Origin of the sequence: Rudanella paleaurantiibacter, assembly GCF_009184635.1 — a bacterium.
Lineage (GTDB): Bacteria > Bacteroidota > Bacteroidia > Cytophagales > Spirosomataceae > Rudanella > Rudanella paleaurantiibacter.
The window spans coordinates 1203391-1227325 of record NZ_WELI01000001.1 but is presented as its reverse complement, the minus strand read 5'-3'; the positions used below and the strand labels follow the sequence as shown (position 1 = coordinate 1227325).

The following is a 23935-nucleotide window of genomic DNA, read 5'->3' as shown; positions in this document are numbered from 1 at the left end:
CCTACACCCAATTACGCTTACGGAAATACAAATACGTACCCACCGACGACAACACCATCAGCCCGAGTGCAAACAGATAGCCGTAATCCCAGCCCAGTTCGGGCATGTGGGCAAAGTTCATCCCGTAGATACTGGCGATGAGCGTAGGTGGCAAAAACACCAGCGACAAGACGGTGAAGATTTTGATGATCTGGTTTTGTTCGAGGTTGATCAAACCCAGAAACGTGTTCTGCAGAAATTCGAGCCGCTCAAAAATGAAGTTGGTGTGTTCAATAAGTGAGTTGATGTCTTTAATCAGGGTTCGGAGCTGCTGCTGTTCTTCGTCGGTGAACCAGCCATTGGAGCGAATCATGGCCGAAATCACCCGTTGCTTATCCACCACGCTCTCGCGCAGGGTCATGGTCAGTTCCTGGTAGTCGTTGATGTTCAGCAGCATTTCGCGGTCAAGCTTGGCATCGAGGTCGAGCTGCTTGTTAATGGCTTTCACTTCCTGCGAAATGCTCTCAATGAGGTCGGCGTCGGAGTCGATTCGGGACTCGAAGATGGAGAGCATGATCTGTCCTCCGTCGCGAAACCGGGCCCGGCGCGACTTAATCCGTTTCACGGTATCGGCAAAAGCTTTAAGGTCGGCGTTGCGGGTGGTAAACAGCTGTTCGTCTTTGAGCATGAAGCTGACCGGCACGTTGGAGTAGCCCCCTTTCCGATCCTGCACCAGAAAATTGGTGTTGGCAATCAGGTAATCGTCTTCTTCGATGTACCGCGAGCTACTCTCAATCTCGGCCTGCTCCTGCTGGCTCTGAAAGCTGACATCAAACTTTTCTTCCACACTCGTCAGCTCGTCGGGAGACGGATTTTGCAAATCCACCCAAAGCGTGCGTTCCGTATCCCGAAACGAGTCAATATCCCGAATTTTCCGAACGGCGGCTTCGTCCTGCTGAAAGATGCGAATCATAGGGCAAAGATATAAAGGAGAAGGCAGAAGGGAGAAGGCCGCAAGGAGAACGGAGAATGAGCTACCCCTCCACAAATCAGGCCCAGCCGATTGAACCGACTGGGCCTGCCTATTTGCCACAAAGTAGGGCTTCCGCTACGCATACGGCCCTTTACCAATGTCTACCTTGCCATCGCGGTTACGATTGGGGTGTGTAGTTGGCTCGTTATCGTCTTCGCCCACGACCTCGTCGGTGGGGGTCACGTTCATGTCGTCAATGGGCGTATCGGTCGGGCTGTCGTTGCCGGGCAATTGGGTTGCCTTGTCAGAGCGGTCGCCCAGGCCCGCAGGCGAAATAGCCTGTTTGGCCCGCAGGATGTCTTCTTTGTCGGGATCTTCCATAACGTTGGTTCGATTCGGGTTGATAATCTACTTTGCAGGTAGAACACTCCCCCAAGGCGATTGTTTCGGAAGCCAGAGAAAACGATGAATTATCAACGATGAGTGATGAACGATGAGTGATAAACTTGCTGACGCCCGAAAACATTCATCGCTTATCACTCATCGTTCATCACTCCTTATTCCTGTCCGTACTTGGTCTTGAACTTCTGGTACAGACGCTTGTGCTTATCGTCGAGGTTTACCTTGCGACCCTGAATAAACGCGTGCTCAACAACATTGGTCCGCATATCCAGCGCATCGCCAACCGACACAAACAGGGTGGCCTGCTTGCCCGTTTCGAGCGTGCCCACCACATTGTCGATTCCGAGAATCCTGGCCGTGTTGGAGGTCACCAGTTTGAGGGCCTCTTCACGGTCGCCGATGCCGAAACCAGCAGCCGTACCCGCCAAAAAGGGCAGGTTACGCGTACGCCACCACTCTTCGGCATAGCTCAGGCCCACCAGTACGCCCGCTTTTTGCAGAATACCCGGCAACCGGTAAGGCAGGTCAACAGCTTCATCCTGCCGGTTGGGCAGGCGGTGCAGAGCGCTCAGAATCACAGGCACGTTGTTTTCTTTGAGGAAACCAGCTACCCGGTCGGCCTCTTCGCCCCCAACAATCACCACTTTAGGCACCCCGGCAGCTTTGGCAAACCGCACAGCCTCGATAATATCCTTACCCAGATCGGCCCGCACATAAAGATTTTGCCGACCCGTAAACAAGCCACGCATAGCCTCAAACTTCAGGTTCATGGGCGTGGGCGACGGCAGAGCTGCGTAGGCTTTGGCTTCGGCAAACACCGTTTCGATAGCGCGCATGGCCTCATCCCGTTTGTCGTTCTTCTTGATGCTCACAGAGAACGTGTCGAAGTCGAAATTGCGGGCGAAATAGCCCGGCCAGTTGAGCCAGATACCGTCGTCTTTGCGCAAAACGGCATCTTCCCAGTTCCAGCCATCCGTATGCATAATCGACGACGAGCCCGATACCGTACCGCCCAGAGGCATAGCCTGCGTGAGAAGTACCCCGTTGTTGCGAATCGTCGGGATGATTTCCGAGTCGGTATCGTACGCAATCAGTGACCGCACGTTGGGGTTCAGTTCGCCAATCTCGCGGGAGTCGACGGTAGCGCGTACCGAGGCTACCTCCTGCAAACCCACCAACGACGCGGGCGAGATTAGGCCGGGGTAAATGTGCTTGCCGGTGAGGTCAATCACATCAACTTCGTTGCGGTTGACCCGAACGGTGCTTGCATCGCCCACGGCTGTGATCACGCCCTTGTCGAACGTAATCAGTCCGTTCTGAATCACGCGGCCATCGCCAACGTGAATGGTAGCCCCCATGAGGGCAATGGCCCGCGTCTGCGGTTTGGCCGGGGCGGGGTTTTGCGCCCATACCTTCCCGAAGGTGGTCAGAGCTAATATTGAAAGAAAGAAATGTCTCATGATGGTTAACGCCCCCCTTTGCGCGAGTCTTTCAAATTAACAACGACTAAAAATTCCTCCACCACCGTGTAGCACACCACCGTATAGGGTCGTACTACCTGTTGTCTGATAGCCGGAACTTCGGCGTGTCGTTTTCCAATGAAAGGCATCTGCGACAAGGTTTCGAGCGTATGGTACAGTTTATCTGTGTGTTTTTCGGTCACTTCATCCCCAAAGGCGTCCAACAAATAGGCAACCGTCTGTCGGAACTCCTCTTTGGCTTCATCGGTCCAGATTATTTGGAGAGCCACTCTTTTGTCAGTTGTTTCATTTGCTCGTTGGTGGTGTACTGACCTTGATCAATGCGACCCGGAACCTGTTTCAGTCGCTCTTCCAGAAGGGCGGTGTCGGTGTCCAGGGGCAAATCCTGCTGCTCCACCACCAGGGCGACCAGCTCGTACAAATTCACCAGCGTACGCTCGTTATGAACACTGTCGACCAGTTGGTGAATTGTGTTTTTGAGATCAGTGGCTTCCATAGTCTGTTTCAACGTGCTTGCAGATGAAAGTTACAATTATTTTCCGGCATTGTCGGCTTCTTCGCCTTCAGCCATGAGCCCTTCGATATCCTCACAGTGCCACATACGCTGCCGACGGAAATTGGGCCGCTGCGTCGGCGAACCACCTGCTTTTGAGGCAATCATTTTCTGGATAATCCGGGCACGCTCAGCCTGTAGGGCATCGCGCTTGGCGTCTTCGGCCTGCAAGTCGAAATACACGGCTCCTTCGATGATGGTTTTCTCAGGACGCGCGTAAATCGACAGCGGATGCGCATTCCAGAGTACCAGATCGGCATCTTTACCCGGCCGGATACTGCCCAAACGGTTGTCGAGGTGCAGCAGCTTGGCAGGGTTCAGTGTGACCATTTTCCAGGCATCCGCTTCGCTTACCCCACCATATTCAACGGTTTTGGCAGCCTCCTGATTGAGTCGGCGGGCCATTTCGGCATCGTCTGAGTTGATAGATACCAATACCCCCTGCCGGTGCATAAGGGCTGCGTTGTACGGAATGGCATCTTTCACCTCCATTTTGTAAGCCCACCAGTCGGCAAACGACGAGCCACCTACCCCGTGCTTGGCCATCTTATCGGCTACTTTATAGCCTTCCAGAATGTGCGTGAAGGTGTTTACCTTGAACCCGAGCGAGTCGGCCACTTTCATGAGCATGTTAATCTCCGACTGCACATACGAGTGACAGGTGATAAACCGCTTCTTCTCCAGAATTTCGCCCAGCGCATCAAGTTCAATGTCCCGGCGGGGGGCTACAGCCTGCTCCTTCGCCTTGCCTTTGAGGGCGTTGTAAGCGGCCCAGCTTTTCAGGTACTCCCGCGCCCGGATGAAGTGATCCATGTACACCTGCTCCACGCCCATACGGGTCTGTGGGAAACGCACTCGGTTAGCATCGCCCCAGTTCGCCTGCTTCACGTTCTCGCCCAGGGCAAACTTGATGAAACCATCAGCCCCTTTAATCAGCATGTTCTCCGGCGACTCACCCCACTTCAGTTTTACCAGCGCCGACTGCCCACCAATGGCATTGGCCGAACCGTGCAGCAGTTGCGACGCGGTAACGCCACCCGCCAGTTGCCGGTAAATGTTGATATCTTCGGAATTGACCACGTCGCTCATGCGCACTTCGGCCGTCGATGACTGCGAGCCTTCGTTTACCGATAAGAGGGCGATGTGCGAATGTTCGTCGATGATACCGGTGGTCAGGTGCTTACCTGTTCCGTCGATAGTCCGGGCATTAGCCGGGGCCGCAAGCCCTTTGCCTACCTGCTGAATTTTGCCGCCCGTCACCAGAACGTCGGCATTTTGCAGAATCCCGTCGGCTTCGTTGGTCCAGACAGTAGCGTTCCGAATCAGAATCGTCTCAGCCTGCGGCTTTTGGGCATTGCCCATCCCCACAAACGGATACAGCATAGACGCTGCGGCTGACGTGGACACGGCAGACGTGCTCCGGGCGGACGTGGTAGTGCTTGCCGGGGCGTCGCCCGTGCGGACGGCCGTCCAGGTTACGAGCTTACCATCGGGCAATTCGCCATCACCACGGAACGAGGTTTGGTCCCGGTAGCCGGTCAGGCGGGTAAGGGCACCCGGTTGCCGACGGTCGAGGGCCACCTGCATCGACACCACGTTGTTATCTACAGCCACTTTAGGCGTCAACTTAACGGTATCGCTCACCACAACCTGGTACTCCGGTTTCTCGGGGGTATTGCCCGAAATGTTCAGCTTCAGATTCCGGGGGGTACCACCGGCTGTGGGCGTCAGCGTCAGGTTATAACTACCGCGCAGATCAACCACGTTGCGGTTGTTTACCACATACTGCTTACCCCGAATCCAGTTTTCATAGATCACGTTATCGGCCGAAAACAAGCTGCCCGACGTGATGATGAAGTTGGCGATCCGGCCCGGTTGCAGCGTACCCACCATATCTTCGGCCCGAATCAGGCGGGCGGGTGTCGTGGTGAGGGCTTCCAGGGCTTGTTGCTCGGTCAGGCCGTTTTCAATCGCCTTCCGAACATTCGCCATAAACTCGGTGCGGTTGCGCAATCCCGCACTCGTCAGGGCAAACGGAACACCTGCTTTGGCCAGCATTCCGGGATTCATTGGGGCCATTTCCCAATGCTTCAGCTCCGAGAGAGCCACATTATCGGCATCCCAGGCGTCTTCCACATCGTAAGCCTGCGGGTAGTTCACGGGAATAATCAGCGAGGCTCCCGTACCTTTTATTTCGTCGATACGCTGATACTCATCGCCACCACCCCGGATAATGAACTGAGTCTTGAACTCATCGCCAATTTTGTCGGCCCGGAGCACACTCAGTTTGTCGCCCGCTTCAAAAATGGCAGGCAGGTTCTGAATTCGGTTGAGAGCTTCGAGCGAGAGGTTGGCCTGCTCTTTAGCCCCGGCCCGCTTGTACCAGTCGGCATCGTACATAGCCTGCCGGATCAGGGCCACCGACCCCATCATCGAGTTGGGATAGTTCTGCCCTGAGCTACCTTTATTGAACGAGTAATGCGCCGACACGTTGTTTTTCAGCACCACCGTGTTTTCGCGGTCGTCGGCCAGGGTCACGAGCGAGCCCGTGCCGCGCACAATGCCATCGTGCGGGTGAGTAAGCACCGCGCCAAAACCCAGTTTACGCAGTTCGTCGGCTTTGGGGCCGGTTACTTTAAACAGCTGACCCGCTTCATTTTCGGGCTGCACAGCCTGATTCCAGTAGTACGGCCCTTTTTTGGCGGTTTCCAGCTGCGGGGCCAGCCGGTTGTTGCCGGCTGCCCGTCGCACTTCGGGCATCCCGTAGTCCGAGTCAAGATCAATGAGTGAAGGGTAAATGCGTCGGCCTTTGAGGTCGGCCACGACCGCACCAGCCGGTACCGACACCGACGTACCAACGGCCTCGACACGCCCGTCGCGGATGAGCAGGGTCGCGTTTTGCAGCGTCGTTTTGGGGTCTACCACAATGGTGGCATTCGTAAAGGCATACACCCCCGGCCGCTCATCGTAAACCCCGTTTTGCGGGAACGTAGTCTGAGCCCAACCGACTGCCGTTAGTCCAGCGGCTAACAGCCCCGTCAGTACGAGTTTTTTCATAAAGAAATTGTTAGAAGTGATAAGTAGCAAAGCCCCAAAAGTACAAAACACGACCGGACGCTTCACGCCATCTGCCAAATAAAATTTGGCTCACAACGACAGACACCGTTTTGTCGTTTTTAGGTATGAATCACTTATCCGGTGCCTTCTGGGTCAGTATCAGCCCAAAAACTTCCTTATTCCGATGCGTCAACTGTCTATTTTCTTCGTATTCATATTGCTAACAAGTCCCGGCTTCGCCCAAAGCGGAGGGATGCTTAGTGCCACCCGCGACCGGGTCAACTTCAGCGGGCTCCTTGTTCCGTCGACCGGTGTCCTGTTTGGAGTAGCGGGCGAACGGGGCAAACTCCTCGGCGATGCCTATTACGACACCACGTTTCAGGCGGGCAACATCCGGTTTTACGGTCGCATCGGGGCTGTCGACTCACTCGGTGGGGTGCCTATTCGGCTCAATCTGCTCCATCAGGAGGTAGAGGTACGGGCGGGGGCCAACGACGTTCGGGCGGCCAAAGCACCCAGTATTCGGCAGTTCGTGATGAACAACCGGGCGGGGTCGGTGAGTCAGTTTGTCAACGTGCGCGAGTACAAGGGCGAGGCCGACAAGCTCGGGGGCTTTTTTGAGCAGGTCGTACCCGGAAAATTACAACTTCTTCAGCGGCACAGCATTACTCTCCAGCGCGCCAACTACAACGCGGCCCTCAACGTGGGTACCAAAGATGAAGAACTGCTCAAGAAACGGGAATGGTACGTAGCCCGCGGAGCCGAGGCTACCCGGTTTGCAGGCACCCGAAAGGCGTTGCTGGAGCTGATGGCCGACAAGCAAACCGTCATCGAAACCTATCTAAAAACCCGGAAACCGGACCTCAAAAAAGAAGCCGGTATGGCCGACGTATTTGCGTATTACAACTCGCTCATCAGTACTGGACATTAAATGTTATTAGACTTCTCTACAGAATGGTAGTACGTCTAACGTCTAGTATCTGAAGTCTGAATGTCAAATACTGAAAACTCGCTCAACTGACATCAGGCCCAAAACCTCATTCAAGGACCGAATCCTCACTCGAACTACCTAATCTATAACCCAAGCAGACAAACAGGTAACATAAACGGAAGAAGTGGGTTCATCGAAACACGAGCGATGCTGACGAACAGCAACTCCACCCCGCTTTTTCGTTTCGGAGTACGCCTTACCGCCGGGTTGGGGGTCGTTCATAGACGACTCATCGATGAATCTTACTGTTGCTTTACTCTCCGAACACGCGTCGCCCCTGGCGGCCGTGGGCGGGGTCGATGCGGGTGGCCAGAACATTGCCGTGGCCGAACTCGCTCTCCACCTGACAAAGCTTGGAGCAAACGTCGATGTGTTTACCCGTTGGGACGATCCTTCACTACCTACCCTCGTTGAGTGGCAACCCGGTATCCGGGTAGTACACATCGAGGCCGGGCCGATAGCCCCCGTTGCTAAAGAAGATATGCTCCCGCACATGGATGCGTTTACGGAGCAAATGATTCGGTTCATAGGCACACAGTCGCGCCCGTACGACCTCATTCACGCCCACTTTTTTATGTCGGGCTACGTAGCCTGCCAAATCAAAGCCCGGCTGGGGATTCCGTTTGCGATTACCTTTCACGCGCTGGGTGAGGTGCGCCGACAGCTACAAGGCACCTCCGACCGGTTTCCGGCCGAACGGTTCAGCATTGAGCGGCAAACCATGCTCGAAGCCGACGCGGTAGTGGCTCTGTGCCCGCAGGACCGGCAGGATATGATGAGTCTGTACGGAGCTAATCCGCGAACCATTGTTACCATTCCGAACGGGTTCAACCCGGAGCAGTTCTACCCCGTTGATAAAGCACTGGCACGATTGATGATCGGCCACGACACCCCCGAACCCATGATTCTGCAACTGGGCCGCATGGTACCCCGCAAGGGCGTCGACAATGTGATCCGGGCGCTGGGGTACATGAGCCGCCACTACGGTATTCAGGCCCGGTTGCTGGTGGTAGGGGGCGATTCGGAAACACCTGACCCAAGCCGTACCCCCGAAATTGGCCGACTGGCGCATCTGGCCGACGAGGAGGGAATATCGCACCAGGTCACGTTTACGGGTAGCCGTAAGCGCGAAGAACTACGCTACTACTACAGTGCCGCCGACGTGTTTGTGACCACGCCCTGGTACGAACCGTTTGGCATTACCCCGCTTGAATCAATGGCTTGCGGAACCCCCGTGGTGGGGTCGGCGGTGGGTGGTATTAAATGTACCGTGCTCGACAATGAGACGGGGTTTCTGGTGCCGCCCAACCAGCCCGAAGCCCTGGCCGCTAAACTGGCGGTGCTCATTCACAGCAAGCACCTCCGCACGCTGCTGGGCGAAGAAGCCATCCGGCATGTGGGGCAACACTATACCTGGCAACACGTAGCCGAGCAAACGCTCGCCCTTTACAGACGAATCGGGCCAAGCAAGTCCGTTGGTCCCTCCCCTATTCATCTGCCCCTACTACCCGCTATGGCCTCCGCCGACAAAACCATAGTACTGGCCCCAAAGGCATGAACAAAGCTATTTTTCTGGACAAAGACGGTACCCTCATCGTCGATGTGCCGTATAACGTCGACCCCAACCGGATTACGTTCTACCCCGATGCGGTAGGGGCGCTGCGGACCTTGCAAACGGCGGGCTACCGGCTGGTGGTGGTCTCTAACCAGTCGGGGGTGGCGCGGGGGTACTTTGCCGAATCCGCCCTGACGGCCGTGTGGCAGCGGCTGGCCGACGAAGTAGCGCCGGCGGGAGTGGTTTTCGACGGGTTTTACTACTGCCCCCACCACGCTCCCGACGCGGAACCCGGCTGCAATTGCCGGAAACCCCAACCGGGCATGCTCCGGCAGGCTGCCAACGAACTGGCCATTGACCTGAGCGCGTCGTGGATGGTGGGCGATATTCTGAACGACGTGGAAGCCGGCAACCGGGCGGGCTGCCGAACCGTTCTGGTAGACCGGGGTCACGAAACCGAGTGGCTGGCGGGGCCGTACCGAACCCCAACGGTTCGGGTCAGCAGCTTACAGGAAGCCGCCGGGCAGATTCTTCGGTATCAGCCCACCTCCCAGCCATTACTATGAACAGAGCTACGCACCAACCCTGGGCCGACGGCTGGCGCATTTTGTGCGCCCGTCCCGATAATCTGGGCGATGTACTCATGACGACCCCCGCTTTTCGGGCCCTCAAAACGTCGTTTCCCGGCTGCCATCTCACTCTGCTGACCTCATCGGCCGGGCGGGCGGTGGCCGGGCTTATCCCCGACATCGACGAGGTGCTGACGATTGACCTGCCGTGGGTAAAATCGGAGCAGACACCGGCCGACCCGCAAGCTTTGTTCGACATAGCCCAAACGCTACGGGCGGGCCGGTTCGATGCTGCGGTGGTGTTTACGGTGCAAAGCCAGAACCCCCTCCCGATGGCGATACTGTGTTACATGGCGCAGATTCGGCGGGTGCTGGGCCATTGCCGCGAGAACCCTTACCACCTGATTACCGATTGGGTACCCGACCCCGAAGTGCTCGTAGCGACCCGGCACGAGGTGACGCGCCAACTGGATTTGGTCAGAACCATTGGTGCCACCACGAACAACGAGCAGTTAACACTCCGAATCCCAGCCGAAGCACCCACGCAGGCCCGGCACCTGCTCGGACAAATCGGCCTCGACCGAAGCCGTCCCTGGGTGTTGCTTCATGCGGGCGTCAGCGAAGAAAAACGACGATACCCAGCCGGGGAATTTGCCGAAGTGGGCCGCCAACTGACGGCACAAGGTATTCAGGTAGGGCTGACCGGAAGCGCCGACGAACGGGCTTACGTGCAATCAATCGGGGAGCAAATCGGGCGGGGGGCGTTTAATCTGGCGGGCACATTGCCCTTACCGGCTTTTTGCGCCCTCGTAGCCGACGCCCCGGTGCTACTCGCCAACAATACCGGCCCCGTGCATATTGCCGCGGCCGTGGGTACGCCTGTGGTGGTAGCCTATGCCAAAACCAACCCCCAACACACACCCTGGATGGTACCCAACCGGGTTCTGTACATGGAGGTGCCCCCCCATTTACGAAGCAGCAACGTGCTGTTACAGCAATTTCCCGAACCGGCCCTGCCCAAAGCAACCCCCAACCGGCTGGTGCAGGCCATCGCCGAGCTACTTACCGACCGGCAGCGAGATTGGGGGCCAAAAAGCGCCCGTTTGCCCGAAATAGCCGGTTTGCAACCGACAACCTTTTAACCAAAACTACGGGCTCGACCCGCCAACGTTATGTACACTTTAGGAATCAACGCGGCTTTTCACGACCCGGCAGCGGCCCTCGTCTGCGACGGGGTGGTGCTGGCAGCCGCCGAAGAAGAACGGTTCACCCACATCAAGCACGGCAAGCGACCCGTGCCTTTTTCAACTTGGGAACTGCCCTACCATGCCATTGATTTTTGCCTCCGAAAAGCCGGTATTCAACTCACCGATGTCGACCATATTACGTACTCTTTCGACCCCATGCCGTTGCTGGGCGGGCAGCCAGATACACTTACTGTTCAGATTCCGTTTCGACCGGAAGCGATTGGGCAACGCATCAACCCAGACCACGCAGGCGATAACTGGCAGAACCCTTACGAGGGTCTGTTTCTGGCTTCAATTCTGAATGCGCCCGGCCACCTGGTCGATGGCGTGCCGCTTCACCTGGCCAAACGGTTTCGGGGAGCCTCGCTTTCTACGCTCGGGCCGTGGCATTTTGTGAATCACCACCTGGCGCACGCGGCCAGTGCCTTTTTACCCAGCCCCTACACCAAAGCCGCCGTGCTGGTGATTGATGGGCGGGGCGAAACGGCCACCACCAGCTACTGGCTCGGCGAAGGCAACAGGCTTGACCTCATCGGCGACGTGAAACTGCCGCATTCGCTGGGCCTTTTGTACGAAGACATGACCGATTACCTGGGCTTTCTGCGCTCGTCGGACGAATACAAAGTGATGGCGCTGGCGTCGTTTGGCCAACCCCGCTATACCGACTACTTCCGTAACCTCATTCACCTCGGTCCCGACGGGCAGTACACCATCAACAAACCCGATTTTGTGGCTCAGTTTGGCCCGGCCCGCGACAAAGGGAGCGACCTTGGTTCGCTGCATTTCGACATTGCCCATTCGCTGCAACAGGTCCTTGAAGAAACCGTACTACACCTGATTGAGTGGCTTCACCAACGTACCGGTGCCGACACCCTTTGCCTGGCGGGGGGTGTCGCGCTGAACTGTGTGATGAATGCCCGGCTGCGCGACGAAGGGCCTTTTCGGAACATCTGGATTCAGCCAGCCGCGGGCGACGCCGGTACCGCCCTGGGGGCGGCCCTGCACATCGACGCCCAGCGACGACAGACCGACACCCGCGCCTACCAGATGGAGCACGTGTACCTCGGCCCGGCTTACGCTGACGCTGATATTGAACGGTTTTTGCAATGGTCGAAGCTCCCCTACCGGCGGCTCGACAACGTAGCCGATGAGGTAGCCGACTATCTGGCCGATGGGCATATAATCGGGTGGTTTCAGCAGGGTATGGAGTTTGGTCCACGGGCGTTGGGGGCACGCTCTATTCTGGCCCCGCCGTTTCCGGCCCAGATGCAGGCCCGGCTCAACGACCTCAAAGACCGGGAAGATTTTCGACCCGTAGCCCCGGTTGTACTCGAAGAAGCCGCCGACCGGTATTTTCTGAATGTCCGCCGGTCAGCCAATGGTACCGCACCGGATATATCCACGTCCGACGTGGATACGCCGGAAGCATCTACACCAAACACGTTTATGCTGTTTGTAAACGAGGTCCACCCCGAACGACGGGACGACATCCCGGCGGTAACCCATACCGACGGAACCGCCCGGATTCAGACGGTTAACGCCCGGCAAAATCCGCCGTATTACGCCCTCCTGAAAGCGTTTGAACGCAAAACGGGCGTGCCCGTACTCATCAACACCTCCTTCAACACCCGGGGCGAACCGGTCGTGTGCTCCCCCCGCGATGCGATTGAGTCGTTCTGGACCTCTCCGCTCGACGCGCTCGTGATTGGGTCGTTTATGCTCATTAAAACGGGGGGCGCTTTCGCCCGCCAAAGCGAAGCGGTTTCCAAAGAGTTTATGCCGTTGTACGAATAACGACCTTACCGCCCACGTTTTACCGCTGCCCTTATGACACCGCTTATTTCCGTTGTAATTCCGACGTTTCGGCGGCCGCACCTGCTGCAACGTTGCCTGAACGCCCTCGGCAAGCAAACCTTTGCTCACGATGCGTTTGAAGTTCTGGTTGTAGACGACGGCAACGAACTGGCCACGGCCGATCTCGTTGATGCCGCGGCCGACGCTACCGGGCTTGCTATTCGATACCTGCCGCAAGTACAACGTCGGGGTCCGGCTGCCGCCCGGAACCGGGGCTGGCAAGCCGCCGAGGGGTGCATTATTGCCTTTACCGACGACGACTGTATTCCGCAACCGGGCTGGCTAGCCGCAGCCAATGCGGGTTTTGAAGCGGGGGCCACGGTACTGACCGGCCGGGTCATTATGCCCCTCCCCGACCGCCCTACGGCCCACGACCGCACCACCGCCCTGCTCGAATCGGCCGAGTTTGTGACGGCCAACTGTTTCTGTATGCGGTCGGCGCTGGAGCGCGTTGGCGGGTTTGACGAATCGTTTGATCTGGCCTGGCGCGAAGACAGCGCCCTTCAGTTTGCCTTACTGGAAGCCGGTATTTCGATTGAACCCTGTCCTGATGCGGTCATCGTGCACCCACTGGAACCCGCCCGCTGGGAAGCCCCCTTGCGTAACGAGCGCAAAAACCAGTACGATGCGCTGCTGTACAAACGCTACCCCCATTTGTTTCGCAAACGCATTCCGCAGTACCGGGGGCTGGTAGTTGCCTATTACGGTGCGGTGGGTAGTGCCGTACTGACCGCCGGGGGAGTGGCAGTAAATAACCGGGCGCTGGTGCGGGCGGGTGGCCTGAGCTGGCTGGTTCTGACCGCCTTTCTGACGGCCCAACGGCAGGCAGGACAACCCGTTGCGCAACTACCCCGCAATGCGCTTATCAGTGCCGTAACGCCTTTTCTGTCGGTGTACTGGCGTCTCTATGGGTCGGTCAAACACCGGGTCTGGTTTTGGTAAAAGGTCTCTACCCCGTGAACACGCTCACCCAAATGCTCCAATCGCCCCCACAACGAATAGTGGTGTTCCGGGCGCTTAAACTCGGTGACCTGCTGTGTTCGGTGCCGGCCTTTCGGGCGTTGCGCCGGGCGTTTCCGCAGGCACATATTGCCCTGCTTAGTCTGCCCTGGGCGGCCGATTTTGTACGGCTTTTTCCGGCCTATTTCGACGAATTCATTTCGTTTCCGGGTTGGCCCGGCTTACCAGAGCAGCCCGTCGACCCGGCAAAAACGGTGGCATTTCTGGCCCAGATGCAGGCCCGGCAGTGGGATGTAGCCCTTCAGATGCAGGGTAACGGCACGTTTGTCAACGCTATGTTGAGCCTGTTCGGAGCCCGACTGGTGGCCGGGTACTACCCTCAGCTCCTACCCGCCGAACGAATGGGCAGTCCCGACCTCTGGATGCCGTACCCCCAGCCCGAACACGAGGTAATCCGGCACGTGCAACTTATGGAATTTCTGGGCCTGACACCGGCGGGTTACGAACTGGAGTTCCCCGCTACTCCAACGGACTTCCCCCTGCCCGACGCCCTGAACGCCCTCCACGAGCCGTATGTCTGCATCCACGCTGGTGGTATTTCGGGCCGACGCTGGCCCGCCGAGCAGTTTGCCCAGGTGGCCGACCGGCTGGCAACCGCAGGTCTACCCGTTGTCCTGACTGGGACCGGGGCCGAGTCGCCCATTGCCCAAACCGTGCAGCAACACATGCACCATCGGGCGGTTGATTTGACCGGCCAAACCGACCTCCCCACACTGGCGGCTGTACTCCGGCAGTCGGTTGGACTTGTGAGCAACGATACGGGCGTGTCGCACCTGGCTACGGCCTGTCAGGTACCCAGCGTGGTGATTTTCACCTCTGCAGACCCCGCCGAATGGGCACCCCTCGCGACCCATCGGCACCGGGCCGTTCGGGAAGCCGACACTACTCCCACCGCCCTTGCCGACCTGCTGCTTTCGCTTGTTCGGGATAGGGTCAACCACCCCCTAACCCCCTCCTTGAACTAAGGAGGGGGTTAGGGGGTGGTCAGGCCGCTGCCGCTGCTCCCTGGCCCCGAAATTAGATTCGGGCCGTTTTATGCTTCCAGAAACAGACCTGTACGCGTAACCCTTTATTCCATGAGCCCCATTCACCGAAGAGATTTTCTGGCACAACTTGCCCTGACCACTTCAGCCCTTGCCCTGCCTTCGCTTAGCTCGGGGCACCCGGCCACCGCCGACGAATTTATCGTAACCGACACCGCCTACGGGCGCGTTCGGGGCATGCGTCAGGATGGCGTCAATGTATTCAAAGGCATACCCTACGGTGGCCGGGTTTCGGGCGACCGCCGGTTTCGGCGATCGGCCCCGCTGGAACCCTGGACGGGTGTGCGCGATGCCCTACAGGTAGGCCCGCCCGCCATGCAGGCACCCCGCCGGAACGAGCCGGCCCCGAGCGAAGACTGTCTGTTTCTCAACGTCTGGACGCCCGCCAACGACACCCGCAAACGGCCGGTCATGTTCTACAACCACGGGGGTGGTTTCGTGATTGGCTCGGGCGCATCGGCCAGTCAGGACGGGGCTAATCTGGCCCGTAACTTCGACGTGGTGGTGGTCGAAACCAACCATCGGCTGGGCTTATTGGGCTTTTTGTACCTCGACGAACTGGCGGGCCCCGACTATGCCGGGTCGGGCAATATGGGAATGCTCGATATTGTTGATGGTCTGAAATGGGTGCACGAAAACATTGCCCAATTTGGGGGCGACCCGGCCAATGTGATGGTCTGGGGCGAGTCGGGCGGAGGGGCCAAAACCGCCTGTTTGTACACCATGCCCTCGGCGGCTCCGTATTTCAACAAAGCGTCTATCGAAAGCGGGCCGGGTGTCCGCATGACCACCAAAGACGTAGCCGCCGAAACCACCACCCGCCTGTTGCGCGAGCTGAACATTGCCCCCAAAGACTGGCGGAAGCTGCTCGACGTACCGGCCGCCGACTTGTTGGCCATACAAGCTAAACTGCCCTTTGTAGCTCCGTTTCTGGAAAAGAACAACGCCAAACCACCCATGGACCGGAAAGCGGGCGGCTTCGGGCCGGTGGTCGATGGCGTAGCGCTGCCGCATCACCCATTCGACCCGAAGGCACCGGCTATTTCGCGGAATAAACCGCTGCTGGTGGGCTGGAACGAAGACGAATACACGTTTTTTGCCTGGGAGCGTAAAGACACCGAGTTTACCAAACTGACCTTCGAGACGCTGCCCGCCAAGCTGGAACCCACCTACGGGGCCAACGCCCGGAACATTGTCGACACGTACCGGAAAGCCAACCCCGACGCGTCGGCCCCCGATATTTTCGTGGCTATTTCGTCGATTACCATGATGGGCCTCGGCTCAGTCGACATTGCCGAGAAAAAAGCGCAGCAGGGCGGGGCGCCGGTGTACCTCTACAATTTCGGGTATAAGTCGGAGAAAAAAGTACCCGGCACCGACTACGCCATGGGCACCCCGCACGCTATGGACATTTCGTTTAAGTTCAACAACGAGATTATGCCCCGCGATGGGTCAGCCCCGCGCGAGAGCTTTTTTGGCGGCAACCGGCCCGAACGGTTTGTGGCCTCGCGCCATTTCGCCGAACTCTGGACCTCCTTTGCCCGCACAGGTAAGCCGAGCCTTCAGAACGGCCCCGTATGGCCTACTTACAATCTCAAAACCCGGCCTACCCTTCGCATCGACACGACCTGCACGGTTATTAACAACCGCTTTGCCGACGAACTCGCCCTCTGGCGCGCTCTGGGCAAATTTTAACCGGCCGGGCAGCCCCGCATTAGTACTCAATCGTTAGAAAAACCATGAAATTGAACATTCTGATCTGGCACATTCACGGTGCTTACCTCACGGCCATTACCCAAACCGAACACAATTGGTACCTCCCCGTCCGGCCCGACCGGGCGGAGGGGTACATTGGCCGGGGCGAAGGCTCTACCCTACCCGATTACGTGCGCGAGGTGCCCGCCGACCGGGTGAAGGATCTCGACCTGGACCTGATTATCTACCAGACTCCGCACAATTACACCACCGACAAAGTCGAGATTCTGTCGGAAACGCAGCAGCAGTTACCGGGTATTTATCTGGAACACAATACGCCCGAACCACACCCCACGCACACGCTACACCCGGCCTCTGGCGACACAGGCGTGCAACTGGTACACGTAACGCAGTACAATCGGCTTATGTGGGACAACGGGCAGGCCCAGGCGGAGGTCATCGAGCACAGTGTGGCTATCGACCCCACGGTGCAGTACACCGGACAGCGGGCCGAGGGAATTTGCGCGATTAACAACATGCAACACCGGGGCCGGATTGCCGGCTACGACCTGTTTGAAACCCTCCGCAAACGGGTGCCCCTCACCACCGTCGGGATGGACGCCGGGGCCATTGGCGGGTTGGGCGAAATCCACTACCGCGACCTGCACCGCACCGTAGCTAACTACCGGTTTCTGTTCAGCCCGATGCGATACAGCAGCCTACCCCTGGCCGTAATCGAGGCCATGACCATCGGGATGCCCATTGTGGCCCTGGCCACCACCGAACTGCCAACCGTAATCGAAAACGGTATCCACGGCTTTGTTTCAAATGACCCCGACGTGTTGGCCGACCGGATGCAATACCTGATTGACCACCCCGACGAAGCCCTCCGCATGGGGGCTAATGCGCAACAACTGGCCCGCACCCGGTTCGGAATTGGGCGGTTTGTGCAGGACTGGAATCACCTTTTTTCCCGATTGACCGCTTCGGTGTGAACCGGGACCTTAAATAGACCATATTTGTCCCATGAGCATTGAACACATAGCCATCTGGGTGCGCGACCTCGAAGGAATGCGAACCTTCTACCAGACGTATTTCGGGGCGATGCCCAACGAAAAATACACCAACGCCCGCAAAGGGTTTTCGTCGTACTTTCTGTCGTTCCCCGACGGCGGCCCCCGGCTCGAACTGATGCAGATGCCGGGCATTCCCGATTCGCAAAACGACCCAATGGTGCAGTTTACGGGCCTGATTCACCTGGCGATCTCGGTCGGGAGCGAGGCCGACGTGGACGCCCTTACCGAGCGGCTCCGGGCCGACGGTTACACCATTGCGGGCGAGCCCCGACGCACCGGCGACGGCTACTACGAAAGCGTGGTACTAGACCCCGAACTGAACCGGCTCGAAATAACGGCCTGAAGATGGGCAACGTTACTGTCCGATCAGTCATTTCCACGAATGACACAAATACAGACTAATTCTGCTTACTTCTCAACTGCGTAAAAGGCCCTTTTTTGGGCCTTTTTTATGCTACTAAAGCTATAGGGTAAACCCTAAGTTTTGCGAAAATTGGGGTTTACCCTATTCCCAGGAGCGCCCTTTCCGTCCTAATTTTGCTTAACAAAGTTCAATAAGGTGCTGCTAATACGGGAAACTATTGGCCCTTACCTGAATAAGAGAGCATACGTCCCGAACGTTAACTAATTTTGGGGTTTAGTTACCCAAACCTTTAACCTCCACTGACCGAATCCGGGGTCGGGCCTTCTTCAGTGGCTAATTTTTGAATGCATGATACGGGTGTTAATCGCCGACGATCATAATGTGTTTGTCGAGGGAATAGAGTCGTTGCTGTCGGGTTCGTCGGAGATTGCCGTAACCCAGCGCTGCTTCACCGTAGCGTCGGCACTGGCTTCGTTGCAGGCTAACCCGGTCGATGTGGTACTGCTCGACATTTCGTTTCCGCACATCGACGATGGCCTCGGGCTCTGCGAACAAATCAATCGGCTATATCCACACATTAAAGTAATTGCCCTGACCATGCACGACGACGCCAGCCTGATTAAGCGGGTAGTGAAAAAAGGCGTGAAAGGGTACCTGCTGAAAAACACAACTAAGACCGAATTGCTCCAGGCTATTCAGACCGTACACGGCGAGAAACAATATTTCAACGAAACCATAACCCATATACTTCTGAACGACGAGCCTCGGAGCCGAAAGGCTACGTCGGGGGCAGGGTTGCGCCCCAACCTGACCCCGCGCGAGTCGGAGGTACTGGCCCTGATTGCGCAGGGCTTTACCACCCAGCAAATGGCTAACCAGCTGTTTGTTAGCTCCAAAGCCGTTGAATTTCACCGCAGTAGCCTCCTGATGAAGTTTGGGGTTCCGAACACAGCCCTGCTCATCAAGAACGCCATGGAAATGCAGTACATTGATTAACCGACAACATGGATAGGGTTCTCTGGCTTTATCTGGGTCTGATGCTGAGCGCCGGTCAGGTACTCGGCCGGGCCGACTCGGTCCGTATCGATAGCGTCAAGAGAGCGATCAACCGATTTTTGAGCGATAAACAGTATGCGAAGGCGGCTCAATCGTACGAGCGGCTGGGGTACCTCTATCACCAACAATTTGGCTACAACAAGTACACCATGGACGCCTATTTCAACGGACTCAAGTACTACAGTCTGGCGGGCGATTCGCTGGGGTACTACCAGCAGCACATGGTGATTGGCGACTACTACACCCACGACTACTTCATGCAGTTGTCGGCGGAGAAGTATCTCAACAAGGCGCTCCAGTATTTCAGGCGGACACAAAATCTGCCCAAAATCATTGAGTGCCGGCTGGGGCTGGCCAACATCGACCAGAAAAAAGTACCGATTCCGGCCGGGCTCGTCGCCCGACTCCGCGAGGTTGAGCAACTCAGTGCCGCCAACAAACAGCCCTATTTTCAGGCGTTTGCGCAGAACCTGTTGGCCAACACATACTCGCAGCTCAAAAAGCCCGACTCAGCACAGTACTTCGCCAGCCGAAGCCTGGTATTGGCTAAGCAACTGAATGTCAACTGGCTTATTGCGCTGAATCACTTTTACCTCGGCATTGTCGAGCAGTTTAAGAACAACCCGCAGGCAGCGCTGAAAGCCTACGAACAAAGTGTAACACTGGCGCGGTCGGAGAACAACGTCGGGATGCTGCGCGAGCTGGCCAAGCACTCGGCCACCAGTTATTCGAGCATGGGCAACTACAAGCAGGCCTACGAGGCTTCGCTGCGGGCGCTCGACTTTGCCGATGAGTTTTATCTCTCGGAGCAAACCAAAAGTATTCGGTTGCAGGAGCTGGACAGTCAGATTAAAACCCTTGAAATTGAAAAACAACTGGTTGAGCAGCAAAGCGCACACCAGCGATTACTCAACACAACTTTGGCCATTATTCTGATTATTAGCGTTCTGGGGGTAGTAGCCCTAATCTTTCTGCGCCGACAGCAGAAACTGATTGCCCACCAGCAGTCGGTAATTGCCCAGCAGCAGATCCGGCAACTCGAACTGAAATCGTTACGGGCTATGATTGAGGGGCAGGAAGGCGAACGAAGCCGGATTGCCCGCGATTTGCACGACGGCCTGGGTATTCAGCTCTCGCGCATCAAACTCTTTGTCGAAGCGCATCAGGAGCAGTTACCCAACTCGGTAAAAGAGCCGCTCAACCAGTTTCTCGACGAAGCCTGCACCGAAACGCGGCTGGTATCAAGCAACTTACGACCCTACACGCTCACCACGTTTGGGCTTATTCCGGCCCTCGATGACCTGGTGCAAAAGCTGAATCTGGTCAACGAAACACGGCTTATTCTGGAGCATTACGGCGAGCTGCCCCCGCTGGGCGACGAGGCTTCGGTGATGCTGTACCGGGTGGTGCAGGAGTTGCTCAACAACGCCCTGAAACACGCACAGGCTCAACAGATTACGGTGCAGATAATGGCAAATGACGAAACCCTGCTGATTAGCGTCGACGACGACGGGCGGGGGGCCGAGTTCCCGGAAGTTCCGACCAAGGGCAACGGCATCACCAACATCAAGTCGCGCATTAGCTACCTCGGCGGGCAGGTCATGTGGCAGAGTGAACCGCAGCGGGGCACCTCGGTCATGATTTCGCTGCCCATGCCCCGGCTTCTGAAAACCGAATCCATACCGGCGTAAACCAACCGGCCCCGAACGGTAGTCGGGACCCATACACACCGAATATCTACTACCCCTATCACCTTACTATTTCAAACACAATTACCACTCATGAAGAAACATGTGCTTACGGGTGCCGTTCTGTTGAGCTGTTGGCTAACGGCCTACGCGCAGGAACGCCCATTAGCCCGAACCGCCCTCGATCCCAATCGGGCGGTGCTGGCCACCACCAAAGCGGTGAAACCGGCCAAAGGTCTGGCATTGTCAGACGTGCAGGCGCTCATCCGGGGCACCGTGTCCGACGAAAAAGGCGTCGGTCTACCCGGCGCAACCGTATCCGTAAAAGGAACACAGATCGGAACCACCACCGACGTCAACGGCGCTTTTTCGATCAATATGCCCGAAGGAGCCAAGGTACTGGTGTTTTCGTTTATCGGTATGAAAACCCAGGAAGTGGAAGTCGGTAGCCGCACAACGCTAAACATCACGCTCCAAACCGGCGATCAGTCGCTGGATGAGGTGGTAGTAATCGGCTACGGAACAGCCAAACGCTCCGACGTCACCTCGTCGATCACAACGATCAAGGCCACTGAGCTGAAAGACATTCCGGCCGCCGGTATCGATCAGTTGTTACAGGGCAAAGCCGCCGGAGTAACCGTCACCAGCAATGGCGGGCAGCCGGGGGGTGGGGTATCGGTAAAGGTGCGCGGGGTAACCTCCATCAACAGCAACGACCCGCTGTTTGTGATTGATGGCGTGCCGTTTGTGGGCGGCAACACCTCCAACAGCTCCGGGTATGCCGGGCTGGGGGGCAGCGATGGGCAAACCGGCAACTCGGTCATGGCCATGCTCAACCCGAACGACATCGAAAGCATCGACGTCCTGAAAGATGCTTCGGCTCAGGCCATTTACGGGTCGCAGGCGGCCAACGGGGTGATTCTGATTACCACCAAAAAAGGGAAGCAGGGCGAGGGCAAGATCAACTACGAAATGTACACGGGGGTGTCGGAAGTGGCCAAACGGCTCGATCTGATGAACCTGCGCGACTTTGCCCGGTACCAGAACGAGGTACTGCCGATTATTGGCAACCCCGTAGCCGATGAATTTCGGAACCCCGACCTACTGGGCGAGGGCACCGACTGGCAGGAGGCCATGTTTCAGCGTGGCAAAATCAACAACCACCAATTGAGCTTTTCGGGCGGGCAGAACAAAACGACGTACTACCTCTCGCTCAACTATTTCGACAACAAGGGAATTCTGCTTGGGTCCGATTTCAAGCGGTACGCGTCGCGGTTCAGCCTCGACAGCCAACTCAAAAGCTGGGCCAAGGTGGGTATCAGTGCCAATGTGTCGCGCAGTATTCAGAATGTGTCATTGGCCGATGCCGCCGAAGGAACCATCTGGTGGGGCGCGTCGACAAGCCCGCTGACCCCCGTGAAAAATCTCGACGGTAGCTGGGGCGGTGGCCAAACCGTGGGCGGAGTGCAGTATTTTGGGGCCAATCTGGTGGGCAACAGTCAGTTTCGGGGCAACACCAAAACCACCAACAACATTTTTGGTAGCCTCTACGCCGAGCTGCAAATCCTGAAAGATCTCTCATTGCGCAACGAGCTCTCGTACTCACTTGGGCAGGACAACAATGCGGCCTTCCAGAAAGCGGGCAACGTGGGCAGTACCTCGTTTCGGAGCAAACTGATCGACTCGCGGTCCGACAGCTACTACTGGTCGCTGACCAACTACCTGACGTACAACAAGTACGTAGGCAAGCACGGTATTCAGGCCACGGTGGGGCATCAGGCGCAGAACTCGTACTACCAGGGCATTTCGGGCACCAAAGTCGATTTGCAGGCCAACATCTTCGACCTCAACACAGGCAGTGCCGACCAAACAACCTGGGGGCTGAGTGGCGGCAAAGGGCAGTGGGCTATGGAGTCGTGGTTTGCCCGTGCCAACTACACCTACGGCGACAAATACTCGATTTCGGCCAGTTTCCGGGCCGATGGTTCGTCCAACTTCGGCCCCAACAACCGGTGGGGGTATTTCCCCGGCGTATCGGTGGGCTGGACACTCTCGAACGAAGAATTCATGAAAGGAGCCGTAGCCAACGTGCTGAGCTACGCCAAAGTGCGGGCGGGCTACGGGGCCGTGGGTAATCAGAACTTCCCCAACGGAGCACCTAACCCGGCCTACGTGGGCGCGGTGCAGTTTTTCTCCGGCCCGGTAGGTTTCGGCTCGTCGAACATGATCAACGGTATTCCGAACCCCAACCTCAAGTGGGAGTCGGTGAAAACGACCAACGTCGGGGTTGACCTCGGTTTCCTCAACGGCCGCATCGATGCTACGGTCGACGTGTACAAGAAAGTAACGTCGGACATGATTATCTTCCTGACCGGCCCTAACCTCATCGGGGTGGGCGATCAGTGGGACGACCTGAAAGCCCCCCTGGGCAATGCCGGCCGCATGACCAACACCGGTATTGATATTGGCCTGACTACCACCAACATCAAAAAAGGCAACTTCAGCTGGAAGACCAACGGCGTGCTGACTCAGTTTACGAACCGCTACGAGAAAGCAGCCTCGGCGGCATCGGCCCTCGACGGGAAGATTTACTACAACAACTACCTCATTACGCACACCACGCCCGGCCGGCCGGTGGGCTCGTTCTGGGGTCTGGTGACCGATGGGCTGTTTCGGACGCAGGAGGAGCTAAACGCGGGTCTGCCCCAGTTTGGCTACAAAGTGAATCCGACCGAAACCTGGCTCGGCGACATCCGGTTCCGCGACATCAACGGCGACAAAAAGATCGACGCGCAGGACTTCACTTACATCGGCAGCCCCCTGCCCAAGTTTACCTGGGGCCTGACCAACTCGGTCAACTACGGCGACTTCGATTTCTCGCTGTTCCTGCAAGGCAGTCAGGGCGCTAAGGCGTTCAACTTTTTGCGCTGGCAACTGGAAGGACTGAACAATGCGTACACCAATCAGCTCAAGACCGTAAACGATCGCTACACGGCCGACAACACCGACGGTGCCCTACCCCGGTTTACAAACACGAACAAAAACAACACGGCCATGTCGGACCGGTACGTGGAAGATGCCTCCTACGCCCGGATTCAGAACATCACGATTGGCTACCGCTTACCCCGCACGGTACTCAACCGGGTAAAAGTGGCCAACGTACGGGTGTACGGGTCGATCCAGAACCTGAAAACCTTCACGAAGTACTCAGGCTACGACCCTGAAATCGGCGCGTTCAACAACAGCATCAAGCTCATGAACGTCGACGCAGGTCACTACCCGAACCCTCGCACGTTTACCGTCGGCGCAAATCTTCAGTTTTAACATGATGA

The 23935-nt window shown here is 57.2% G+C and carries 19 protein-coding genes; 13 read left to right on the top strand and 6 right to left on the bottom strand.

Translation table 11 applies throughout. The features are described 5' to 3' along the window. Position 1: 1 nt before the first annotated feature. The 6 genes from corA to F5984_RS04665 all read right to left on the bottom strand — a co-directional run bounded on the left by corA (position 2) and on the right by F5984_RS04665 (position 6445). Positions 2–952 (bottom strand): magnesium/cobalt transporter CorA, encoded by a 951-nt coding sequence (gene corA / locus F5984_RS04690; RefSeq protein ID WP_152123068.1) that lies wholly within the window; start codon positions 950–952, stop codon positions 2–4. Between the two features lie 135 nt (positions 953–1087). Further along, entirely contained in the window at positions 1088–1333 is a 246-nt protein-coding gene (locus F5984_RS04685) for a hypothetical protein (protein WP_019987238.1), read from the bottom strand. 176 nt (positions 1334–1509) lie between these two features. After that, on the bottom strand, positions 1510–2814 hold the full coding sequence (locus F5984_RS04680) for an amidohydrolase family protein (RefSeq protein ID WP_152123067.1): 1305 nt from the start codon (positions 2812–2814) through the stop codon (positions 1510–1512). A gap of 5 nt (positions 2815–2819) precedes the next feature. Next, a complete protein-coding gene (locus F5984_RS04675) occupies positions 2820–3104 on the bottom strand; it encodes a type II toxin-antitoxin system RelE/ParE family toxin (RefSeq protein ID WP_152123066.1) in 285 nt (94 codons plus the stop codon). Next, the gene (locus F5984_RS04670) at positions 3089–3343 is read right to left on the bottom strand and encodes a hypothetical protein (protein ID WP_152123065.1); all 255 of its coding nucleotides are present in this window, start codon (positions 3341–3343) and stop codon (positions 3089–3091) included. Before F5984_RS04670 ends, F5984_RS04675 begins: the two co-directional genes overlap by 16 nt. Before the next feature lie 24 nt (positions 3344–3367). Beyond that, positions 3368–6445, bottom strand: a complete 3078-nt coding sequence (locus F5984_RS04665) for an amidohydrolase family protein (protein ID WP_152123064.1) — start codon at positions 6443–6445, stop codon at positions 3368–3370. Between the two features lie 184 nt (positions 6446–6629). On the opposite strand from F5984_RS04665, the gene F5984_RS04660 reads away from it, so the two are divergent. The 13 genes from F5984_RS04660 to F5984_RS04600 all read left to right on the top strand — a co-directional run bounded on the left by F5984_RS04660 (position 6630) and on the right by F5984_RS04600 (position 23927). Next, positions 6630–7376 carry a hypothetical protein gene (locus F5984_RS04660; RefSeq protein WP_152123063.1) on the top strand — a complete coding sequence of 249 codons (747 nt, stop codon included), beginning with the start codon at positions 6630–6632 and terminating at the stop codon, positions 7374–7376. Positions 7377–7671: 295 nt separating this feature from the next. Then, a complete protein-coding gene (locus F5984_RS04655) occupies positions 7672–8994 on the top strand; it encodes a glycosyltransferase family 4 protein (protein WP_152123062.1) in 1323 nt (440 codons plus the stop codon). After that, a complete protein-coding gene (locus tag F5984_RS04650; protein ID WP_152123061.1) occupies positions 8991–9557 on the top strand; it encodes a D-glycero-alpha-D-manno-heptose-1,7-bisphosphate 7-phosphatase in 567 nt (188 codons plus the stop codon). Before F5984_RS04655 ends, F5984_RS04650 begins: the two co-directional genes overlap by 4 nt. Next, positions 9554–10702: a glycosyltransferase family 9 protein gene (locus tag F5984_RS04645; protein WP_152123060.1), complete on the top strand. Its 1149-nt coding sequence runs from the start codon at positions 9554–9556 to the stop codon at positions 10700–10702. Before F5984_RS04650 ends, F5984_RS04645 begins: the two co-directional genes overlap by 4 nt. Positions 10703–10732: 30 nt before the next feature. Then, positions 10733–12601: a carbamoyltransferase family protein gene (locus tag F5984_RS04640; RefSeq protein ID WP_152123059.1), complete on the top strand. Its 1869-nt coding sequence runs from the start codon at positions 10733–10735 to the stop codon at positions 12599–12601. Between the two features lie 33 nt (positions 12602–12634). After that, positions 12635–13603 carry a glycosyltransferase family 2 protein gene (locus F5984_RS04635; RefSeq protein WP_152123058.1) on the top strand — a complete coding sequence of 323 codons (969 nt, stop codon included), beginning with the start codon at positions 12635–12637 and terminating at the stop codon, positions 13601–13603. A gap of 14 nt (positions 13604–13617) precedes the next feature. After that, positions 13618–14646 (top strand): glycosyltransferase family 9 protein, encoded by a 1029-nt coding sequence (locus F5984_RS04630; protein ID WP_152123057.1) that lies wholly within the window; start codon positions 13618–13620, stop codon positions 14644–14646. 111 nt (positions 14647–14757) lie between these two features. After that, positions 14758–16419 (top strand): carboxylesterase/lipase family protein, encoded by a 1662-nt coding sequence (locus tag F5984_RS04625; protein WP_152123056.1) that lies wholly within the window; start codon positions 14758–14760, stop codon positions 16417–16419. Positions 16420–16463: 44 nt separating this feature from the next. Further along, on the top strand, positions 16464–17414 hold the full coding sequence (locus F5984_RS04620) for a glycosyltransferase (protein WP_152123055.1): 951 nt from the start codon (positions 16464–16466) through the stop codon (positions 17412–17414). A gap of 31 nt (positions 17415–17445) precedes the next feature. Then, positions 17446–17838, top strand: coding sequence for a VOC family protein (locus F5984_RS04615; protein ID WP_152123054.1), 393 nt, complete (start codon positions 17446–17448; stop codon positions 17836–17838). A gap of 369 nt (positions 17839–18207) precedes the next feature. Beyond that, positions 18208–18855 carry a response regulator transcription factor gene (locus F5984_RS04610; RefSeq protein WP_152123053.1) on the top strand — a complete coding sequence of 216 codons (648 nt, stop codon included), beginning with the start codon at positions 18208–18210 and terminating at the stop codon, positions 18853–18855. Between the two features lie 8 nt (positions 18856–18863). Next, on the top strand, positions 18864–20606 hold the full coding sequence (locus F5984_RS04605) for a tetratricopeptide repeat-containing sensor histidine kinase (RefSeq protein ID WP_152123052.1): 1743 nt from the start codon (positions 18864–18866) through the stop codon (positions 20604–20606). A 90-nt stretch (positions 20607–20696) separates the two neighbouring features. After that, positions 20697–23927 carry a SusC/RagA family TonB-linked outer membrane protein gene (locus tag F5984_RS04600; protein ID WP_152123051.1) on the top strand — a complete coding sequence of 1077 codons (3231 nt, stop codon included), beginning with the start codon at positions 20697–20699 and terminating at the stop codon, positions 23925–23927. The last annotated feature ends 8 nt before the right edge of the window (positions 23928–23935 follow it).

Excerpts from the sequence above, each read along its gene's own strand:
- corA (WP_152123068.1), bottom strand. The coding sequence starts at position 952 with ATGATTCGCATCTTTCAGCAGGACGAAGCCGCCGTTCGGAAAATTCGG.
- F5984_RS04685 (WP_019987238.1), bottom strand. The coding sequence starts at position 1,333 with ATGGAAGATCCCGACAAAGAAGACATCCTGCGGGCCAAACAGGCTATT.
- F5984_RS04680 (WP_152123067.1), bottom strand. The coding sequence starts at position 2,814 with ATGAGACATTTCTTTCTTTCAATATTAGCTCTGACCACCTTCGGGAAG.
- F5984_RS04665 (WP_152123064.1), bottom strand. The coding sequence starts at position 6,445 with ATGAAAAAACTCGTACTGACGGGGCTGTTAGCCGCTGGACTAACGGCA.
- F5984_RS04660 (WP_152123063.1), top strand. The coding sequence starts at position 6,630 with ATGCGTCAACTGTCTATTTTCTTCGTATTCATATTGCTAACAAGTCCC.
- F5984_RS04655 (WP_152123062.1), top strand. The coding sequence starts at position 7,672 with ATGAATCTTACTGTTGCTTTACTCTCCGAACACGCGTCGCCCCTGGCG.
- F5984_RS04650 (WP_152123061.1), top strand. The coding sequence starts at position 8,991 with ATGAACAAAGCTATTTTTCTGGACAAAGACGGTACCCTCATCGTCGAT.
- F5984_RS04645 (WP_152123060.1), top strand. The coding sequence starts at position 9,554 with ATGAACAGAGCTACGCACCAACCCTGGGCCGACGGCTGGCGCATTTTG.
- F5984_RS04640 (WP_152123059.1), top strand. The coding sequence starts at position 10,733 with ATGTACACTTTAGGAATCAACGCGGCTTTTCACGACCCGGCAGCGGCC.
- F5984_RS04635 (WP_152123058.1), top strand. The coding sequence starts at position 12,635 with ATGACACCGCTTATTTCCGTTGTAATTCCGACGTTTCGGCGGCCGCAC.
- F5984_RS04625 (WP_152123056.1), top strand. The coding sequence starts at position 14,758 with ATGAGCCCCATTCACCGAAGAGATTTTCTGGCACAACTTGCCCTGACC.
- F5984_RS04620 (WP_152123055.1), top strand. The coding sequence starts at position 16,464 with ATGAAATTGAACATTCTGATCTGGCACATTCACGGTGCTTACCTCACG.
- F5984_RS04615 (WP_152123054.1), top strand. The coding sequence starts at position 17,446 with ATGAGCATTGAACACATAGCCATCTGGGTGCGCGACCTCGAAGGAATG.
- F5984_RS04610 (WP_152123053.1), top strand. The coding sequence starts at position 18,208 with ATGATACGGGTGTTAATCGCCGACGATCATAATGTGTTTGTCGAGGGA.
- F5984_RS04605 (WP_152123052.1), top strand. The coding sequence starts at position 18,864 with ATGGATAGGGTTCTCTGGCTTTATCTGGGTCTGATGCTGAGCGCCGGT.
- F5984_RS04600 (WP_152123051.1), top strand. The coding sequence starts at position 20,697 with ATGAAGAAACATGTGCTTACGGGTGCCGTTCTGTTGAGCTGTTGGCTA.